Origin of the sequence: Paenibacillus sp. 4624 (genome assembly GCF_050435065.1) — a bacterium.
GTDB classification, from domain to species: domain Bacteria; phylum Bacillota; class Bacilli; order Paenibacillales; family Paenibacillaceae; genus Paenibacillus; species Paenibacillus amylolyticus_D.
Genome location: NZ_JBNDJR010000006.1, coordinates 261405 through 280523, shown reverse-complemented (window position 1 = coordinate 280523; position 19119 = coordinate 261405). Strand labels below are relative to the sequence as shown.

Here is a 19119-nt window from a genome sequence, read left to right as displayed (position 1 = left end):
CTTCTCTGCCAAAAAAGTAAAAACGAGCAGCTCCGCCGCCCGTTACATTCGTCCTTCTTGTTTTGCTAAAAAAAGTGACTAAGCTTCCACTTTTTTGTTGTTTAAATAGACCATTCCCCATACGAGAAGCGCAGCAAGTGCCATTTCAAACACCGTGGTCCCCCACCGTCCATCGGCCCATATAACACCGTTGGCTGAAAATGAGATGCCCGTGCTTTCTTCGGTGAACTGAAACAGGTCATTCGGACTGAACTTTCCTGAAAAAATAACATTTTCCAACCAGCTAAGCAGGTTAATCAGAACAATGAACGTTACAATTCCGATCCATGGGCCTGTTTTCCAGCGGAAAGTTCCCGCTACGCTAATAGAGAAAAAGATAATGATCGTCATAAACAGAACGATCCAGCCTGCAAAAAACAAAGTACTCCATATCTCAGCCGCACTTATTTTGACACCAATATATGCAGACAGATCAAGCCCCAGCTTCATCGTAATGTAAAGGTATGCGTGGAAGAGGCTTATAAGCAGCAAGCCCAGTCCGCAGATTGTACCAAAAATGATGGGTGATAACACATGAGACAGACCCGTAACCGGGATCAGACGACGATTGTAGGAGCGGATGTTGGCCGTGTATGTTTTTATCGTCTTCACATAGACGGCTACTCCCGCTCCGATGTATGCCATGATGCCTAGCACATTTGCAGTGACACCGGAAGACACAAATATCATCAGTCCCAGTTGCACAATAATCAGGATGACTAGCCCTGCCAGCAGAGTATTCCAGCTTCTTCTAAAATCATACTTCAACAATGTCATCATTCTGCATAGACCTCCTTGAACATCTCATCTACACTCTTTCCATGCTTCAGCCTGATGGTCTCGACTTCCTCATGCATAACCACCTTGCCTTCACGAATAAAGACCACTTCATCAAAAATGCGTTCAATATCCTTCACCAGATGTGTGGAAATGATCAGGCTGCTGTCTTCGTCGTAAAATTTGACGATCGCATCGAGAATTTTGCCTCTGGCTACCGGGTCAACCCCGCCGATCGGCTCATCCAGCAAATACAGCCGCGCCTTGCGAGACAATACCAGTGTTAACTGCAGTCGTTCATTCATGCCTTTGGACAAATGACTAACACGCTCATCCTCTGCGAGACTCATAAACTCCAGCATCTCCCGTGCCTTCTCCTCATCAAAATCGGCATAAAAATCACGGTAGTATGCGAGCGCATCACGAACCTTCATCCAGTTCTCGGTTAACGGACGATCTGGCATGAATGATACGAGTGACTTCGTCTCCAGTCCTATCGGCTTACCTGTAACCTGAATGCTACCGCTAGCGGGATGCAGCAAACCTGCGACCAGTTTCATCAGTGTGCTCTTTCCACTTCCGTTGCTGCCTAGAAGCCCTACAATTCGTCCAGGAGCAATATTCAGCGAGACATTGTGTAACGCCTGTTTTCGGCCATATGTCTTGTTGACCTGATTAAGCTCGAGAATGTTACTCATGTGTGTGTTCCCCTTTCCCTTGACTATTTTCAGCCAAAGCATCCGTCACGATGGATACAATATCCTGCTCTTCGATTCCAAGTTCTTGCATCCCGGTCAGGAAACGATCCAGCAGCTCGCCGGCCATTTCTTTCTTGATCATCATGATCTTCCTCTCCTCACTTGTTACATATCTGCCCAAGCCCCGCTTCGTTTCAACGACTTCTTCACGCTCCAGCTCCTGGAACGTACGCTGCACTGTATTCGGATTAATCTGCAATTCGGCAGCCAGTTCACGAACCGAGGGAATTTTATCCCCTGCCTTGAGGGCGCCGGTTACAATCTGTCGTTTGATATATTGCATGATCTGCAGATAGATCGGTAAATTGTTATCAAATTCGATAGGCACGATGTTCTCGCTCCTTTCCGTATCGGTGTGTTAGTTACATAGTACACTAGTGAATTGGTATTGTAAAGCCTATTTTCAGTTTTCATTTGAACACAATAAAAAAACAGGTCTCAAAGACCTGCCGTTCTGAGCTATATATGTATTCAGAAAAAATCACCTCTGGATTAGACAGCAGCTTTCTTCGATTTCTCACCGCTATAATTCTTCGTTCCTTCACTATTTCCTCCCGTTCAAAACGTAAATCCTGCCGCCTTTACCATGCTGCCAATGATTCATCATCATAAAATACAGCTGGTCGATCGGCAAAGTGATACTGCTTTGCGCAATGCTGATCGTCGCATCCACCATATTGCTATTCGCCGTCATCAGCTTGCGCTTCATCCCGTTATGACGGTCCATAAATGCTTTCTCATCCTGCAGTTTAACCCCGATCATTTTTTGCCCCATCAGCTCGTACATAAAAATATGTTCAATATCCTTCCAGGCTACTGCCCCGCCCGAGGCATAAGAGGAAGAATCGACAAATCCATGCTCATTGATGACAAAGGAGGGTTCCTTTCGGATCATTTTTACCAGGCTGTAGCAGAAGCATGTACCAAAGAAGAGGACAGATAGCAGACCAAGAACACTGGATATGATGGAAGTCCCTGCTCCAGAAGATCGGTCAAACATCAGAAAGAATCCGGCACTCACAAAAAGCGCTGCCCCTGCTGTAATCCAAGCCATTCGTTTCCTGCTCGGATATTCCACATGCTGTTCATACGATGTATTCAAGGTAACTTCCTCCTTCTTGTGACTAAATCATGTGCAGTTCAAAACAGGAATTGCATTGTACATTAAACCATTCGGGCTAGTCCTAAACATTTCCTCTGCGTTTATTCCTTCCTTGTAAAAAACTTAACGTCATTCCATTCGGCAAGTTGTTGTCCTGTACTTGTCTTTCCGTTAATATAAATGGAAAGCTTAGGAAATTATCCAATCTGAATAGTAGTGGGAGGACAAGCGATGAACGAGCAACGTGGCATGACATCGGAAGATTTGTACCAGCTTACATGGGTTAATGATCCGGTCCCGTCTCCCCAAGGCGGATATCTGGTGTATGTTAGTCGGCAAGTGAATGAAAAACACGATGGTTATCGCTCACACCTGAGACTACTTCATCTGGATAGTCGGAAGGACAGACCTTTCACTTCTGGAGAAAATGATCACTCCCCAGCTTGGTCGCCGGATGGGGCGCAGCTTGCTTTTATACGCGAAGTGCAGGGAAAATCCCAGGTATGGCTCATGGCCTCGGATGGCGGAGAAGCTCAGCAGATCAGTCACCTGCAGCATGGCGTCAGTTCCTTCTTATGGGCGCCAGATGGCGGGACATTGCTTGTAAAGTCTTCTGTGGAAATGAATGAAAACATAGATGGACAACCAGATTCGATGTCCGTGGAAGGCTGCAGCAAAGATCATAAGGAAAGTCCACTGCCTCAAGAAATCGTCGTGGACCGGATTCGCATGAAATCCGACAGCGGCGGGTTGTGGAATAGGAGACGTTCCCACCTCTTTGTTATCGCGCCAATCAGCGCAGAGGCTATTCCTGTTACGACGGGTCACTATGATATCGGGGACTATGCCTGGTCTCCGGATGGAAAACGTATCGCCTGGATTACCGAAATGCCCGAAGAGGGTGCGGATCACAGCGACTTTACGTTGACCAATCATGTGTATACATCCAGACCTGATGGATCAGATTTACAGCAACTGACCCCGGAAGGATATACCTTCTATCGGCTTAGTTATGCACCTGACGCGCAATCCCTGGCCCTTCTCGCCAGTGACCGCTCTTACGGCAATGCTACCCTTGCGAAGTTGTATACACTTCCGATATCGGGTGGAACACCTGAATGTCTGAGTGCAGATTGGGATGTACAATTGAACCACAGCCTTGTTGGTGATATGCGCTCTCACCTCGTCACGACAGGTCCGGTATATTCACAGGATGGCTCTTCCATTCTGTGTCTTGCTACGGTACATGGCAGCGTGCGTATAGCTAGATTTGCATTAGATGGAAGTCGTGCCGATTACATTTTGCCAGATGAGTGCGAGATCTATCAGTTTGCGGAGCTGGCACAGGGCCAGATCGTCGCGGCTGTTGCGAATACACAACATCCCGGTGACTTGTATCTGTACGAACAACCGGGAGACCCCGGAATCGAACCTATCCGTCTCACGAACAGTAACCCGCAGCTAGAACAGGACATCTGGCTTAGTACGCCGGAAACCTTCTGGTTTGACTCGTCGGATGGGCTGCAGCTCCAAGGCTGGATCATGAAACCTCATGGCGTCGTTGAGGGTGTCAAGGTTCCGACGATTCTTGAAATTCATGGCGGCCCGCATATGATGTATGGTTATACTTTTATGCATGAGTTCCAGCTCCTTGTCGCTCAGGGCTATGCTGTGATGTATATCAATCCGCGTGGAGGGCTGGGATATGGACAACAATTCGTGAATGCCTGTCGCGAAGATTACGGCGGTGGGGATTACCGAGACCTTATGGAGTCCGTGGACTATGCTTTGTCCCAATATACCTTCATTGACCCATCCAGACTGGGCGTAACCGGCGGCAGCTATGGCGGATTCATGACAAACTGGATCGTGGGACACACGAACCGTTTCAAAGCCGCTGTTACCCAGCGTTCCATCTGCAACTGGTTGTCTTTCTATGGCGTCAGTGACATCGGATACTTCTTTACGGAAGATCAGATTGGCGGTAATGCATGGGAAGACACGGAAAAACTGTGGAAACATTCTCCGCTCGCTTATGTCGGCAATGTGCAGACACCACTGCTTATTCTTCATGGCGAACAGGATCTCCGTTGTCCCATTGAGCAAGCTGAACAATTATATGTTGCGTTGAAACGACGCAAGCAAACAACCCGGCTCGTTCGTTTCCCCGGAGCCAACCATGAACTATCGCGCTCCGGCAATCCACATCTGAGGGTGCGACGTTTAGAGCATATCGTCGGGTGGTTTAACGAATATCTGTAAACCTCCCATGGAAGTTGAACAAAAAGATTGAACGAAAGACTTTTGCATGGATCATTTCTGAGACAGGGGCCAGAAAATTCGGATCGTCGCAGGTTATCCCTTAATTGTTGTAAATGGATAGCCTGTTCCTTGAACACAAAAAGCCGTTTGCCTGTAATCACGAAACATTACAGGCATAACGGCTTGCTTTATTTTTAAAAATTAGACAACATGCGAACTCGCTTATTCTTCTCCCCAGATGACCGTCACTTCATTCAAATCCTTATTGCTTGAAGATACGTTACCTGTAATCGTTACAGCGTACTTGCCTTCCTCACGACCTAAAATGCTGAATTCGTCAGCTTGAATATCCTCACTGTTTTGAGTCAGGTTTTTATTCTGATAATAGTTTTTGTAGGATGAAGCGAGGGTGCTCAGACTCTCCTTGGATGTATAGATCAGCACTACTTTTTTGTTGCCATCTACAACACTCTCAATCAGGCTGGTCGCTTTTGCATCCTTAGGCAACGGTAAATCTGCTGGCAAGTACTTGGATTTTACGCCTGGAGCTTGTGTGTTTGTACCTGTCGATGGAGATGAGGATTGATTGCCGCCAGTGGATGCAGACCCGCCTGATGTGCTTGAAGCACCGATGCTTACCTTATTATTTTTCGCGTTATACTTCACTTCTGTATTTAATGCCTCTGCAATAGAACGAGCTGGAAGATATGTACTGCCTTGATACGTAATGGGTGCAAGCTTTTTGCCCTGATCACCTGTCGGTGTAAATTTCTGTCCGTTTACTTCGATGGCAAGTCCGTGATTCAGATATGCTTTGATCGTTTCCAGTTGAGTACCTGCGTAGACACCTGCTGATCCCGTTAATACCATACCAAATACGCCTGCTGCAATCAGCCACTTTTTGTTTTTCATGTCTCTTCGCCTCCAAAATTCAGTATCATTAAAGATGAGTATTACATATTGAATTGAATGATCGCGTTATAAAAGATATAGTAGCGGATGAATTTAGTTCATATAACAATGAGCTGTATAGAAGAACCTTTAATTCCCACCTCATGTTAGCCATATCATAAGTACTTGATGGCAGGTTGTAAACGATATCTCGACAAATCAGGACTTGGGTCATATAAAAATGGTTTAGAAGTTGCGAAAATACAAGATGTATTAGATAATGATGTCTTGTTTATAGGATGTAACAACGAATCAATGAACCAAGGAGGACTTCTTTGTTATGATAAATCAACATTTATTTGATACACCGATTGACCGATTATCTACCGCTTCCGAGAAATGGGACGGGCTTGAGCCGTTATTTGGAGTAAGAGATGCACTTCCCATGTGGGTAGCCGACATGGATTTTGCCGCTCCCCCATCTGTTATTGAAGCACTACAGACCCGGGTGGAGCACGGCATCTTTGGTTACACCCTGCGAACCGAGGCCTATCATGCAGCCGTTACAGACTGGATGCAACGCCGCCACAACTGGAAAATTAATGCGGACTGGATCGTATTCACGCCAGGGATCGTACCTGCGCTCAGTATAGCGGTACAACAATTTACTTCTCCAGGGGATGCTGTAGTCATCCAGACCCCCGTATACCCTCCCTTCTATGATGTCGTGAGAGATCAAGGGCGGGAACTCATTACGAATCCACTGATCGAAGAACATGGGAAGTACACCATGGATCTGAATCATTTGGAGAGAAGCTTCCAGAATGGAAAGGTCAAAATGCTGATCCTGTGCAGCCCTCACAATCCGGTTGGACGAGTATGGAGTCGTGAGGAACTGGAGGCTCTTGCATCACTGTGTCTCAAATATAATGTGCTCATCGTATCGGATGAAATCCATGCTGATCTGGTGTATGAACGTGGAACACATACACCGCTGAGTCTGATCTCGGAAGCAATCGCATATCGCAGCATCATCTGCACAGCACCAAGCAAAACGTTTAATATCCCCGGATTAAGTTCATCAAACATCATCGTTCCTAATGCCGAATTACGGGAACAGTTCGCCAAAGGCGTTCGTACCATGGGGTTATCCAGTATCAGCACACTGGGAGCCGTAGCAACCGAGGCGGCTTATAACGGTGGCGAAGACTGGCTTGATCAATGTCTTGCCTACATTCGGGGCAATATGGAATACGTGCAGCAATTTATTGCAGAGCATCTGCCTGGTATCCGTGTACACCTTCCTGAAGCCACCTATTTGTTATGGGTTGATTTCCGAGAATTAGGGTTGACTCATGCGCAATTAAGCAAGAAACTTCTTCATGAGGCAGGACTAGCATTCAATAGCGGGGTTGTATTCGGCAAAGAATATGCCGGATTCATGCGCATCAACGTGGCCTGTCCACGTGCAACAGTCGAAGAAGCCATGCGCAGATTATTAGTACTGGCCAACAAGTAAACAAATAAATAGAGGGTGTCCCAGCCGTCATGTCATGGTTATTTTTTCATGTTGAATCGCTGTGACACCCTTTTTTTCAAAAAATGCACTATCTCACATGAATTTTGTATCTTCAGTTTCCTTTTTTATGAGCCTGGATAAATTGCACAGATGCCTGAAGCGCTTGCTGTGCTGCTTCACTTTTCAGATTAAACTGGTAATCATGCCCCAGTTTTTCCGAAGATGATTGAAAAAATAACGTTTCTGTCGTGACACCCTGACGCTCTAGCACTTCCGCGAGTTCAATCGATTGTACGGTCAAAGGATCATCATTACCGGAAGTAATAAATGATGGTGGAAACGCGGCTGTAGCCTGAAGCACCGTTGACATTTCGTCCAGATGTGGATCATTTTCGTATGCCTTGCTTCCCGTATATGACCAGAGAAATGTTCGCATAAACGGAAAGCCTGTACTTTCAACCGTACGCAAATGATAAGGACCACAGAACAAAAGTGTTCCTCTTATCTGTTCAGGCTCCACTGATGGCCTTATATTCATTTGTTTTGCCAGATTGGGATTCGTAAGCAGTGCCGCAGTCTGACTCGCAATCTGGGCACCAGCCGAATTACCAGCAAGAAATAGGTTGTTCGGATCACCTTGATATTGGCTTACATGATCTCTGATATATGTTAGAGCCTGATTGGTTTGCATCACGGGCACAGGGTATGTCGTATTCGGCGCAAGTGCATAATTCATGCTGACCACCACATGGCCACGTTTGCTTAACTGCACCGCATAATCGGCTATGTCTTCTTTATCCCCCATAACCCAACCGCCGCCATGAACCCACAGTATGACTGGCAAGGGTTCAGTTGCTGCGGAAGGATAATAAATGTCCAGCGTACTGTTGCGACGGCCTCCATCTGCATAGGCCACATCGGTAACACGGGTTATCCCTTCCGAAATAAATGATTCCTTGTCGCTTTCATTTGTAGTCATTAACCCAATCCCTGTCTTTAGCAAAAATACGGTTATTCTGGGTGTGAATTGTGAACCTATTCCTACAACACCGATCATCAAGAGCAATAAACTGATGGGAATCCAGTAACGCTTTCGTTTCAACCCCGTTCTGCTCGCGTGCCTGTTCTTGTGTTCCAATGCCGATCTGCCAGCACTCTTTACCCCGGTTCCATCTGCATCTTTCTTCTCCTGCTTTGTCTGCACGTGCCTGCACCTCGCTCCATGTTAACGAATGGTTCTGTTATAGAGGTGTACGCGCCAGAAAAAAACAAGTTTCTCTTATGGATTTTTCTTGCAGCATCAGGTTCCTTCATTTGGATCTGTTGTTGATTTCTTCGCTTACTTTGACGTAGATCGCGGACACCTTCTGCTCTAACGTGTGAATGTGTTGGCTCGCAACCGTCCATCTTTCAGCTGAAGAAACCAAAGCATTCAGGGTACTTAATACACGTACGGGTTCACCTTTTTTCAGGGATTGTTTGAAGTTCCGAAGCGCATCCGTATACCGTTCTCTAGACAAACTGACTTGTTTCTTGGCCGTTTGAATCTGCTTTTTTACAGCATTCGTGCCATTCAACATCGTTCGCAGCCGCTTCACCTCATTATTTTTCCGCTTCCGTGCTTCAGCAAGGCTCCGTTTCTTCACACGAATATCTTCACGTGCCAACTGCACCAGCGGTTTCAGCGTTTCAGCCTGTGTACGAATGGCCGAACTCCACTCTTTGCTCTGGAGAGATTTGGCAGCAGACAATTGTTTGTTCAGCGAGCTATACAGTTTGAATAAAGCTTCATAACGTGCCTGCGTCAGTTCCACTGTCTGCTGAAGAGCCGCCAGCTTCGCTGCATCGGTATTACGGATTGCCTTTCGAAGTTGCACCAACTCAGTAGCGCTCGCTGTATGCAACTGCTTGATCTTTTGTTCCCACATCTCTTTCTGAGAAATCCATTTCCCGGCACTTTCGTACGACTGCTGTAAAGAACGTTTGGTCTGTGTATCCGTCTTATTCAATATTGTACTCCAGGCTTTCTGCGCAGTACTATGTAGCTCAATCCCCTCGCCATGAACCGTTGCTGCACTCCACATCATTCCAATGCTGCATGTTGCAACAAACATCATGCACAGTCTCGATAAAGCGGAATGCCCAACCAGCAGTTTTAACCAAAATTGAATAACAAGCCCCCACTTTGACTGTCCCTTCCACATGTTCCTTGATTGCTGCGACAACATTAGTTGCTCTACTAATCCTTTCTTCTCTGGTACCAAATGCATCATCCTTCTACACTCCCTTTCTCAAAATTGATATGAATTCCGTGCCACTACTCTCTCTGTACTTGTGTCCAATGATCATTCCGGAACTTTTGCAGTATCAGAGCACGTCTTTCTTACTGTTCGGCCTCCAAGCCAACACTCGATTCGAGGAACGACAAAAAAAACACCCGCAAGTCAGGCCTATGCCTGCTCTTACGGGTGCTTCCCTCATGAGCCGTTCCATATAAGATTCGATGAATTAAAACGTCGCTTGAATCTTCTTTTTTTCTAATATATTCCATAAAATTGTTCTGGTCAAGCTAAATGTTGAAACACTATGCGTTCGTAACGTATATCTATTTGGATTGGTTCAAACATTCAGACTACAAGTGTATAGAACAACAACATGTTATAGATCGGCCAAGATGACTTTCATATCCTCGGTGAGATCTTCCTCTTTTAACATCATATAAAGGCTCTGATCTTTGACCAAATTCAGTTTAATCTGATAGAAAGTGTCCCGTTCTGTGTAAACCCCGGATCTTTGACGTTGAATCAGTTCGCTAATAATTTTTTTGTTTTTGGTCGCGACTTTCCGGTCTCCCCTCAGGTTTTCGTCAATAAATTGCCAATCGGCATAGACCCATTTTACTTTACCGGGGCTGTCGATCTCCTGTTTAATAAACTGAGCGGAGGCAATTTCATCTACAGAAACCTGCAACCGGTCATACAGCTTGTTTTCTTTGAGCCATGCCATCAAACGGGTGTAGGTTGGTTTAATCTCATATGTTGAACTAGGGTTAGATCGATCCAATATCTGCTTGGCCGATGATTCATTCCCATCATTCGGATAGATTTCGGCTGACGCAAATGAGCCCCATTCGGATTTCTGATCTTGATACGTTTGATCTAAAATTTCCGATTTTAACAACGCATTGAATTCCCGGATTCGCTGAGGATCACTGATGTACACGGTACGATCGCTAAGAAGGCTTGACCGAATACCGACGCTGCGAACATCGCTATCCAATGCATAAGTTTCATATCTGGTTATTTTGAAATCTTTCCAGTTTTTCATATTCTCGAATTCGGATTGAAAACGAGACTCCAAAACGGTGTACTCCCGCGATAGGGTTTTCCCATTCTTTAACTTATAATCAATAATGACACTCTCTTCCCCTGGTATATATTGATTCTTTCCTCTGTCCTGGAAAGACAGATCGGCATCCACAATTTTCTGATGAAGGTCAAGAACAGCCTCTATATATCCCTCCGTGTTAGAGTACATCGTTTTGTCATCCAGCTTCACATATGTACCATCAACGTAGATAGAACGATCGCCTCCAATACGTACCTTCTCCACGCTGTCCTTGGAAGGCACATTGGCTGCATAACCGTTCCAATCTGCAACAGGCACGTACAGGATGACCGCAGCTACAATCCCATATACAGCAAACCTTGGTAATAAGCTGCGATTCCAGATCAGCCAGGTTTTGCGAATAATCATCTCAGCTCCAATGTATCCCGCAACGCCTCCGATCACATACCCGGCAATACCCCACATCTCCGAATGTCTGGGCGAAATTGTAGCGAGGTACGCACCACCCGACAGCATAACCGTCAACATGAAGCCAAAACGGAAGATCGGCTTTACAATTCGGAATGTAATGGCCTGCGATGCCGATTCCACATGCCGTTTGCGGTATAAAGGATAAGAAAGAACGATAAGGAACACCGTCATAGCAGCATAGATCCCAATTTCGCTCCAGCCCGGTGCTTCTTGGAGGACGCTCATTCGGGCGACTGGGGATATGCTCTCCATACCGGACCGAAGCGCATGATCTGGGAAACCTAACAGATAACGCTTCAGATGCATCTCATAAGTTCCCCAGAAAATTAATGGAATCAGGCTGATGCCATACACGGTAAGTCCTTGTAAGATCGACTGTCCAATACACATGCCCACCGCAACGGTCAGCATAAACATGAACAAAGAGATAACACTCATCGTCACGCCCCACATCCAGATCACACTGCCGTCGAAAATAAAAGCAGGTTCATCCAGAGCTGCGGACACCCATGCGGTAACTCCAGCTGTAATCCAGATTGGAACCAGAATCATCACATATCCGGTCATCAGGTTCATCGTCAGCAGATGTTTCCGTTGCAGCGGCAGGCTGTGGTATACATCAGCAGGTCCACCGGCCTGGATATACCGGAACAGGAATAATGCAATCACTACCGGAACCGTTATCGCTAAGAACCAGTGAAATTCTCCACGCACTCTAAACAAAGTGCTAATTTCTTCTGTATAATCTCGATACTGCGTACCGATGTATAACGGAAGTGAAAATAATAAAAGAAGCAGATATACAATACCAAGCCATCCGTGCTGCCTGAAATTTTGGTACAGGATGCCGCGGTTAAAGTATAATCGGTTGAATGTCATACCCTGCACCCTCCATTTCATAGATAAAAATCTCCTCCAGTGTCAGCGGTAGCACATCCAGCAGGTACGGATCATGTAAACGAAATTGTGCGGTAACATCTTCACGATGACCTTTAACAATGTACAAGGATACACTTCCTCTTTTTTCTTCATGCAAAATGTGAACTTGTTCTTTCAATAAATCAGCATGATCCGGGTGGCGGAAGGCAACCTGAATCTTATGTGTATCAGCCTTAAGGTCATCCAGATCCTTCTGCACGATGATTTGGCCTTTGTGCATGATTCCTACATGGTCACAGAGATCTTCAATTTCCCGCAAATTGTGGGATGAGATGATAATCGTTACCTGGCGCTCCGCCGCCTCTTGGAACAACAGGTTTTTGATCTGCTGGCGCATGACAGGGTCAAGTCCATCGATCGGTTCATCCATAAGCAGCACCTCAGGCATACAGCTGAGTCCCAGCCATACCGCAGCCTGACGGCGCATGCCTTTGGACATGCGATGAAGCTTGCGTTTTACATCTAATTTGAAGACAGCCGCGAGTTGGTTGAAACGTTCCTCACTCCAACTTGAATAGATTGAACGATAGAACGCGGCCATTTGAGTAATCGAAGATTGCGGGAAAAAGGTTGGTGAATCTGCCATAAAAATAGTGCGGCCTTTCAGGTCTATATTCTCGTATATCTCAGCTCCGTTAATGCGCACCGTTCCAAGGTCTTGACGATAGATGCCTGCAATGATTTTGAGCAACGAAGTTTTGCCTGCCCCGTTGGAACCGAGCAAACCATAGATCGACCCCTTATGTATGTACATGGTTACGCCATCGACAGCCTTTTCCTGTTCAAAAGCTTTAACGACTTGATTCAGCTCAATCATGCGGCACCTCCTTCTCTATACGGGCCATCGCTTCTTCGAATAAAAGAGTCATCTCCGCCTTGGTTAAACCAGAAAACGAAGCTTCGGCAATCAGTTTCACCAAGGATTCTCTGATCTCGTCTTTCATAGCCTCCTTCGGATGTTCCACAGATGGTGATACGAAACTTCCTTTACCCTGCACCGAATAAATATAACCTTCTCGCTCAAGCTCACGGTATGCCTTTTGAATTGTATTCGGGTTCACGGTGAGCTGTGTTGATAATGACCGAACGGAAGGAAGCTGCTCATCGGGTTTCAGAATACCGTATACGATCATTTCTTTGACTTTATCCACCAGTTGCTCATAGATCGCCTTACGGCTGCGTACATCCAATTCGAACATCCCGCACCTCCTTTCTTAATTTAGTATGTTGTCTGTTGTGTTATTAGTGTACTATCAGTGTACTACCTGTACTACTATTAATAATACAGTTAGTACAGTTTGTCAATCTTCAACTTTAACTCCATGCGTAAATAAGAGGATAGCAAAATTTATACAAAACCAATCAATATGGTATAGTTGACATATAAAAAGCACGCAAGAAAACGCTCATGTTATTTTCTAAAAGCTCAAAGGGGTATCCCTTTCGAATAGAGTTTAGAGAAAGAGCATCTATAAAAAAGGTCGTTCCACCTTATTCGGCTGGCGCAAATATGCTCGAAACTGAGCTCGGTGCGAATATGTACGAAAGGTTGTTCTGCGCCTGTCCCTTCGTTATGATGAGTTACAACGGCTTAGAATGAGATATGATGAATTAAGATGAGGTATAACGAGGTATGACAAAGCATGACTAGATCATAACAAGCTTAGTGAGTGTGAGTTAGATGTGATGTGATGAGTTAAAATGATAGAATGAGTTAGTTAGGATGAGGTAGGGGAGTTTAGTGTGAGTTAGGAAGAGTTAAGATGTGGTGATTCAGTGTGAATAGCAGTGTGGTGGAAAGAATGTTCATTTTGATATTCGGTGTTCCGGCTTTTGGATAGCACATGATCATATTTATAGCTTGTCCACTTGTCGTGTACATTTAGGGATTTTGTTTATTAAAAGGTGGACACTTTTTTAAAAAGATTACACTTTACCCACAAACCTACATATAGATCAAAAATAACATTTTTGATTATTTCATCTGTATATAGTGTTACAATTATTAACGGAGGGATATGCTCTTTTGGAGAGTGCTGTCCACTCTTTGAAAGACAAAAAGGATGGATTTGTTTCCCTACAGTGGACATTTATATTTACGTATACGTGTTTGGTTACGAGTTTGGGTTATGTGTATGTGTATGTGTATGTGTATGTGTATGAATAAGTATAATGTAAAGGATAGTACAATGTGCGTACTTTGCCATGACTGCCCTTCGAGATTGGGTGACTTGGGCTGGGTTTGGGTTGGTTTCACATCATGCACACGAATGTAAATTTTTGCAAAATACTAAATATAGATAGCCTTCTGAACACGATAACCGTATGAAGGCTGGGCTTAGCCACATAGATATATCTACTACTACAATTAAAATTGAGGTAAATAACCCATGAATACAACAAAAGGTACATTTTCTAATAAGGCTGCTTCTACATCCGGGCTCTGGCCTGCTTCACGCATACTGATTGTAACGGCTGTGGACGCGGAAAAAGACGCTATCCTTCGCGGCTTGGGTGATGATGCCGCAGCACAGTTTGATGTTATTGCAGCGGGCGTTGGCCCTGCCTCGGCCGCTGCCGGAACTGCCGCTGCGCTAGCTTTTGCTTCAGCAGCGGCACGTGAACTGGCGCACGGCACGGCCGCGCCAGAGGAACTTGATGCGGCGCACGGCACAGCCGCATCTTCAGGGCCGGGGCCCGTTGCCGGAACCGGCGCCAGATCATCAGCCTATGGGCTGGTGATCAGTGCCGGCATCGGCGGCGGGTTCCCCGGCCGGGCAGACGTCGGCTCTCTCGTGGTAGCCGACGCCATGGTTGCAGCCGATCTGGGCTCGCAGACGCCAGACGGCTTCCTCTCTGTGGACGAGCTCGGATTCGGCTCGTCCCGTGTGGCGGCGGACGCGGTGCTTGCCGCGCGCCTTCGCCATGAGCTGCAGCGGGCAGGGCTCGCTGTCAGCGGGGGCACTGCGGTCACCGTGTCCACGGCGACCGGAACCGCGCAGGCGGCCGCGGAGCTGCTGCGCCGCGTGCCAGATGCTGCCGCCGAAGGCATGGAAGGCTTCGGCGTAGCAACAGCTGCGCAGCAGTTCGGCCTGCCGGTGCTCGAACTGCGCGGCATATCTAACGCGGTCGGTCCACGCGACCGCGACGCTTGGCGCATCAAGGATGCCCTGGATGCGCTCCAGGCAGCAAGTTCTATTTTACGGGAGGTTATCACATCATGAATATTGCTTTTTCCCCTTGTCCTAACGACACCTTTATCTTTCACGCATGGGTACACGGTCTGATTCCTGGTGCACCTGAGCTTGAAGTTCGCTATGCGGATATCGATATAACGAACGGCCTTGCTGCAAGTCCAATCGGACCAGACATTCCGGAAGTGATGAAAATTTCCTATGCAGCGTTGCCTTATGTACTGAAAAACTATGCTTTGTTACCTGCTGGCGGTGCTCTGGGCAGAGGTTGCGGTCCTTTGGTTTTGACAGCTGATGGAACAACTGATCCGTCATACCTGTCTGGACGGCGGGTTGCCGTACCGAGCGAGCGCTCGACAGCCTATCTGTTATTCCGTCTCTGGGCCGCGCAAAATGTTCCTGGGGATGTCGGTGAAATTGTTGTCATGCCTTTTGAACAAATTATGCCTGCCGTTCGTGATGGCCAAATCGATGCCGGGTTGGTTATCCATGAAGCACGTTTTACGTACCAAAACTATAATTTGCAACTGATGACTGACCTCGGCAATTGGTGGGAAAATGACACAGGCCTGCCTATTCCACTCGGTGCTATTATTGCCCGCCGTGATCTGGATGCTCACGCTCTGGCTGAATGGGCGCGCGCCTCTGTCCAGTACGCTTGGGCTCATCCAGAAGAATCACAAGCATATGTTATGGAACATGCACAAGAGATGGACCCCAACGTAGCCGCTCAACATATTAACCTGTACGTCAACGAATTCAGTGCTAACTTGGGTGAAGATGGTTATGCTGCGATTACGGCACTGCTTGGTCGTGCCATGCAAGAAAAACTGGTTCCCGAGTTCGACCTGAACTTGTTAAAGATCTAACCTTCACGTTATGGTGCTCTCTGTATTGGGAGGTAAAATTGTTGTTGAATTGATATTGGCAATTTAGATGCTGGAAATTTTAAATGCTATAGTTTAGCAGTCTAAGTTTCTCCAACATACATGTTCACTTCCAATATCTCATTAGTGTCTCAAGTAACATGTAAAACAAGCGTTACCTCACCTATACCTAAGTTGTACCTAACTTGTATTTAAACTTGTATTTAACTTCGAGCATAACCTTGGTTGCTGAATAGCCAGACCCATCTTTTATGTACTGTCTATCTCTAACGATCCTGACGGACCTTATTTGGCTCATTTTTGCATTCTGCAAATTCTAACGATCATCAGAAACCTTATTTAGCCGAAAATGGTCCTTTTTCATCTCAATCTGGTCTATTTTGGTGAAATAGCGTTCCTACGGATCGTTAGAATTTTAAAACTGCCAAATTGGTGTAAATAGCGTCTGTGGGGATCGTTAGAATTTGCGCCAGATAGTTGTGCAGTACTATTGGTCTAACGCGCAGTAAGAATGAGTCTAAACAAGGTTCACCCCTTGATATTGGATACTAGCTCGCAAAACTCCCCTCTGAATGGGAGAGATATACGTAAAAAACCAAACTAACCACATATGAATAGGGCAGCTCCTCTCGCCACCTTTGTGACGTATTGGAGTTGCCCTTTTATTCGTTGGGTTGGTTTATGGGTTCTCGTTTATGGGTTACGGCCTATGGGTTACGGCTTATGGGTTACGGGTTACGGGTTACGGGTTACCTTGTTGTTGATTGTTTGTTGGTTTATTGATTACCTGGTTGTTCGTTACTGCTTGGTATAATGGCAGTTTATTTATTTGTTTCCGTCTCCGACATAACCGTGCGAATCATGGATCGCAGTGCATCCAGCATCACTGGAAGTGGCAAAGACGGGATAGAAGGTGCCTGCACAGCCATCTCTGTCGAAGCCGGAAAATGAACAAAGCCTGCTTGAACAGGTAGCTGTTGCAACCGGATGTAATCGAGCACCCGGTACATCGTGTTATTACATATATACGTTCCTGCGGTATTGGATATCGTTGCCGGTATGCCTGCAGCCATCATTTCATTAACCATCTTCCGGGTGGGCAAGGTAGAAAATAAACCATCGGGACTTCCAGCTGCAATCAACTCATCCACAGGGCGCTGACCTTGATTGTCCGCATAAGATCCGGGCGGAATATCCTTCACATTAATTGCGATGCGTTCTGGCGTAATTGCCGTTCTACCTTTTGCCAACCCGCAGGCGATAACAACATCCGGCTGAAAGGCCTGCATCTCTGCAATCAGCATGTCGGCACACTCATCAAAATTCACAGGCAGCAGCACGGTTTTTATTACAGCTCCTTCAATTACCTCATACGCTAACGCTTCCATTAATGCTCCCGTCGGGTTTACCGTATCCCCACCAAAAGGCTCAAATCCCGAAATCAGAAACTTCATTAACTGCTGCACTCCCTCCTGATGTAAAAATCGAAATGAATAATTCTGTTTCTCCTAAATAGATTGTAACCATTTACTAACTTTGCTCTTCCATTATACAAATGCAAGTGCAAGGGCTGTACAACTCCAGCTCCCCTTTTTAACCAACCCTTTGTTTATCTCTACGGATACAACACAGATGCCATCACAATAACCTGACTGGAATACATCACTCACAGGAAATACTCGCCATAAGTATGGAACATATCTCCAATATTGGATAACACAAAAAACAATTTGGATAAGAGATCACAGAGAGGCCACCCTCACCAATCAACATCTCTAAACTTACAATTCTAAACTTACAATCTTTCACACGCCCCGGCATTTCCAGCGTTCCATCCAGCCTCCGTGCATCTTAGGCATTATGAATAAGTGCTTTACACTCTCTAGTCAGCGGCGCTTACTCCGATCTGTAGCGCAATCCCCACTGCCGACGAACCGTGTCCATCAGCTTCATAATCTCTAGGGATTCGTCCAGTTTCATGGTATTACTCTCTGTTCGCCCTTGCAGAATGCAGCGTCCAGCCTCTTCTGCTTCAAACGCGTACCCGAGACAAGCCCGATCATCCACAAACTTCTCTGGCTCTTCCTGTCCATTCACATGTAAATAGGCTTCTTTGCCTGCGAGGAAAAAAGGCAGACGAATTCGGCCTTCCGTACCATAAATTACGGCCTCATTGTTCAGATTCAAACGAATGGCACCGTTAAGTGACGCCGAACGCCCCTCGGAATAAGACAACAATATAGAAAATTGCTCGTCCACACCGGTTTCCCCAATGTGCGCTGTGCTCCAGACATGTTGAGGCTGCTCACCAAAGATCATTGACGCGAAAGAGATTGGGTATACTCCGGCATCCAGCAGCGCACCACCACCCAGATCGGGGTTAAGCAACCGTCCTTCCGGATCCCAGCCGATGCGGAATCCAAAGTCTGCCTGCACCATCCGTACTTCACCAATACGACCTTCGGCAATCCATGCCCGTGCCTGCACAATTGGCGGCAGGAAGCGAGTCCACATACCCTCCATCAGGAACAGTTTCCGTTCTCGCGCCGTTTCCACGAGCGGCTCCAGTTGACGTGAGTTCATCGTAAACGGTTTCTCACAAAGTACCGCTTTGCCTGCTTCAAGGCAGGCCATCACATTTTCCTTATGTACCGGATGCGGCGTTGCCACATAGATGATATCCACCTCAGGGTCTCGCAGCAATTCATCATATGAAGCGTAAGCGCGTTCAAAACCATATTCGGCTGCAAACTTCTCCGCACTGCCTGCGGTTCGTGAACCAACCGCTGCCTTCACCGCATTCCCCGCATGTGCCAAATCCTTGGCAAACTGGGATGCAATCCATCCCGTGCCCATAATGCCCCATCGTACCTTATCCTGTCCCGCTGTCTGTGTCATACGTCCATCCTCCCTACTACCAATTTGCGTATTA

The 19119-nt window shown here is 46.4% G+C and carries 16 protein-coding genes; 4 read left to right on the top strand and 12 right to left on the bottom strand.

Going from position 1 to position 19119, the window contains the following annotated elements; all coding sequences use genetic code 11:
• Nucleotides 1-78 precede the first annotated feature (78 nt).
• From ABIE27_RS16050 to ABIE27_RS16035, 4 genes are all read right to left on the bottom strand, one after another.
• Nucleotides 79-819, bottom strand: coding sequence for a hypothetical protein (locus ABIE27_RS16050; protein ID WP_123063096.1), 741 nt, complete (start codon nt 817-819; stop codon nt 79-81).
• Entirely contained in the window at nt 816-1514 is a 699-nt protein-coding gene (locus tag ABIE27_RS16045) for an ABC transporter ATP-binding protein (RefSeq protein ID WP_123063095.1), read from the bottom strand. The genes ABIE27_RS16050 and ABIE27_RS16045 overlap by 4 nt, the downstream gene beginning before the upstream one ends.
• Nucleotides 1507-1902, bottom strand: a complete 396-nt coding sequence (locus tag ABIE27_RS16040; protein WP_123063094.1) for a GntR family transcriptional regulator — start codon at nt 1900-1902, stop codon at nt 1507-1509. The genes ABIE27_RS16045 and ABIE27_RS16040 overlap by 8 nt, the downstream gene beginning before the upstream one ends.
• A gap of 216 nt (nt 1903-2118) precedes the next feature.
• A complete protein-coding gene (locus ABIE27_RS16035) occupies nt 2119-2676 on the bottom strand; it encodes an STM3941 family protein (protein ID WP_429350947.1) in 558 nt (185 codons plus the stop codon).
• Nucleotides 2677-2907: 231 nt separating this feature from the next.
• On the opposite strand from ABIE27_RS16035, the gene ABIE27_RS16030 reads away from it, so the two are divergent.
• Nucleotides 2908-4938, top strand: a complete 2031-nt coding sequence (locus tag ABIE27_RS16030; RefSeq protein ID WP_429350946.1) for a S9 family peptidase — start codon at nt 2908-2910, stop codon at nt 4936-4938.
• A gap of 222 nt (nt 4939-5160) precedes the next feature.
• On the opposite strand, the gene ABIE27_RS16025 is transcribed toward ABIE27_RS16030, so the two are convergent.
• Complete coding sequence (locus tag ABIE27_RS16025; RefSeq protein ID WP_429350945.1) at nt 5161-5850, bottom strand: stalk domain-containing protein; 690 nt, start codon at nt 5848-5850, stop codon at nt 5161-5163.
• Between the two features lie 319 nt (nt 5851-6169).
• Here ABIE27_RS16025 and ABIE27_RS16020 point away from each other — a divergent pair, with 319 nt between their 5' ends.
• On the top strand, nt 6170-7348 hold the full coding sequence (locus tag ABIE27_RS16020; RefSeq protein WP_429350944.1) for a MalY/PatB family protein: 1179 nt from the start codon (nt 6170-6172) through the stop codon (nt 7346-7348).
• A gap of 112 nt (nt 7349-7460) precedes the next feature.
• On the opposite strand, the gene ABIE27_RS16015 is transcribed toward ABIE27_RS16020, so the two are convergent.
• The 5 genes from ABIE27_RS16015 to ABIE27_RS15995 all read right to left on the bottom strand — a co-directional run bounded on the left by ABIE27_RS16015 (nt 7461) and on the right by ABIE27_RS15995 (nt 13305).
• Nucleotides 7461-8552 carry an alpha/beta hydrolase gene (locus ABIE27_RS16015; protein WP_429350943.1) on the bottom strand — a complete coding sequence of 364 codons (1092 nt, stop codon included), beginning with the start codon at nt 8550-8552 and terminating at the stop codon, nt 7461-7463.
• A gap of 106 nt (nt 8553-8658) precedes the next feature.
• The gene (locus tag ABIE27_RS16010) at nt 8659-9621 is read right to left on the bottom strand and encodes a hypothetical protein (RefSeq protein ID WP_429350942.1); all 963 of its coding nucleotides are present in this window, start codon (nt 9619-9621) and stop codon (nt 8659-8661) included.
• A gap of 385 nt (nt 9622-10006) precedes the next feature.
• Entirely contained in the window at nt 10007-12046 is a 2040-nt protein-coding gene (locus ABIE27_RS16005; protein WP_429350941.1) for a hypothetical protein, read from the bottom strand.
• Nucleotides 12021-12923 (bottom strand): ABC transporter ATP-binding protein, encoded by a 903-nt coding sequence (locus ABIE27_RS16000; RefSeq protein ID WP_429350940.1) that lies wholly within the window; start codon nt 12921-12923, stop codon nt 12021-12023. The genes ABIE27_RS16005 and ABIE27_RS16000 overlap by 26 nt, the downstream gene beginning before the upstream one ends.
• A complete protein-coding gene (locus ABIE27_RS15995) occupies nt 12916-13305 on the bottom strand; it encodes a GntR family transcriptional regulator (RefSeq protein WP_123063085.1) in 390 nt (129 codons plus the stop codon). Before ABIE27_RS15995 ends, ABIE27_RS16000 begins: the two co-directional genes overlap by 8 nt.
• Nucleotides 13306-14496: 1191 nt before the next feature.
• Between ABIE27_RS15995 and ABIE27_RS15990 the strand changes: the two genes are divergently transcribed.
• Nucleotides 14497-15330: a futalosine hydrolase gene (locus ABIE27_RS15990; protein ID WP_429350939.1), complete on the top strand. Its 834-nt coding sequence runs from the start codon at nt 14497-14499 to the stop codon at nt 15328-15330.
• Complete coding sequence (locus ABIE27_RS15985; protein ID WP_123063084.1) at nt 15327-16169, top strand: 1,4-dihydroxy-6-naphthoate synthase; 843 nt, start codon at nt 15327-15329, stop codon at nt 16167-16169. Before ABIE27_RS15990 ends, ABIE27_RS15985 begins: the two co-directional genes overlap by 4 nt.
• Nucleotides 16170-17008: 839 nt before the next feature.
• Here ABIE27_RS15985 and ABIE27_RS15980 read toward each other — a convergent pair.
• Both ABIE27_RS15980 and ABIE27_RS15975 read right to left on the bottom strand, forming a co-directional pair.
• Complete coding sequence (locus ABIE27_RS15980) at nt 17009-17641, bottom strand: pyroglutamyl-peptidase I (RefSeq protein ID WP_429350938.1); 633 nt, start codon at nt 17639-17641, stop codon at nt 17009-17011.
• A gap of 442 nt (nt 17642-18083) precedes the next feature.
• Nucleotides 18084-19085: a Gfo/Idh/MocA family protein gene (locus ABIE27_RS15975; RefSeq protein ID WP_429350937.1), complete on the bottom strand. Its 1002-nt coding sequence runs from the start codon at nt 19083-19085 to the stop codon at nt 18084-18086.
• Between the last annotated feature and the right edge of the window lie 34 nt (nt 19086-19119).

Bases quoted from the DNA above. Each gene is read 5' to 3' on its own strand.
- ABIE27_RS16050 (WP_123063096.1), bottom strand. From the start codon at position 819: ATGATGACATTGTTGAAGTATGATTTTAGAAGAAGCTGGAATACTCTG.
- ABIE27_RS16045 (WP_123063095.1), bottom strand. From the start codon at position 1,514: ATGAGTAACATTCTCGAGCTTAATCAGGTCAACAAGACATATGGCCGA.
- ABIE27_RS16030 (WP_429350946.1), top strand. From the start codon at position 2,908: ATGAACGAGCAACGTGGCATGACATCGGAAGATTTGTACCAGCTTACA.
- ABIE27_RS16025 (WP_429350945.1), bottom strand. From the start codon at position 5,850: ATGAAAAACAAAAAGTGGCTGATTGCAGCAGGCGTATTTGGTATGGTA.
- ABIE27_RS16020 (WP_429350944.1), top strand. From the start codon at position 6,170: ATGATAAATCAACATTTATTTGATACACCGATTGACCGATTATCTACC.
- ABIE27_RS16010 (WP_429350942.1), bottom strand. From the start codon at position 9,621: ATGATGCATTTGGTACCAGAGAAGAAAGGATTAGTAGAGCAACTAATG.
- ABIE27_RS16005 (WP_429350941.1), bottom strand. From the start codon at position 12,046: ATGACATTCAACCGATTATACTTTAACCGCGGCATCCTGTACCAAAAT.
- ABIE27_RS16000 (WP_429350940.1), bottom strand. From the start codon at position 12,923: ATGATTGAGCTGAATCAAGTCGTTAAAGCTTTTGAACAGGAAAAGGCT.
- ABIE27_RS15995 (WP_123063085.1), bottom strand. From the start codon at position 13,305: ATGTTCGAATTGGATGTACGCAGCCGTAAGGCGATCTATGAGCAACTG.
- ABIE27_RS15990 (WP_429350939.1), top strand. From the start codon at position 14,497: ATGAATACAACAAAAGGTACATTTTCTAATAAGGCTGCTTCTACATCC.
- ABIE27_RS15985 (WP_123063084.1), top strand. From the start codon at position 15,327: ATGAATATTGCTTTTTCCCCTTGTCCTAACGACACCTTTATCTTTCAC.
- ABIE27_RS15980 (WP_429350938.1), bottom strand. From the start codon at position 17,641: ATGAAGTTTCTGATTTCGGGATTTGAGCCTTTTGGTGGGGATACGGTA.
- ABIE27_RS15975 (WP_429350937.1), bottom strand. From the start codon at position 19,085: ATGACACAGACAGCGGGACAGGATAAGGTACGATGGGGCATTATGGGC.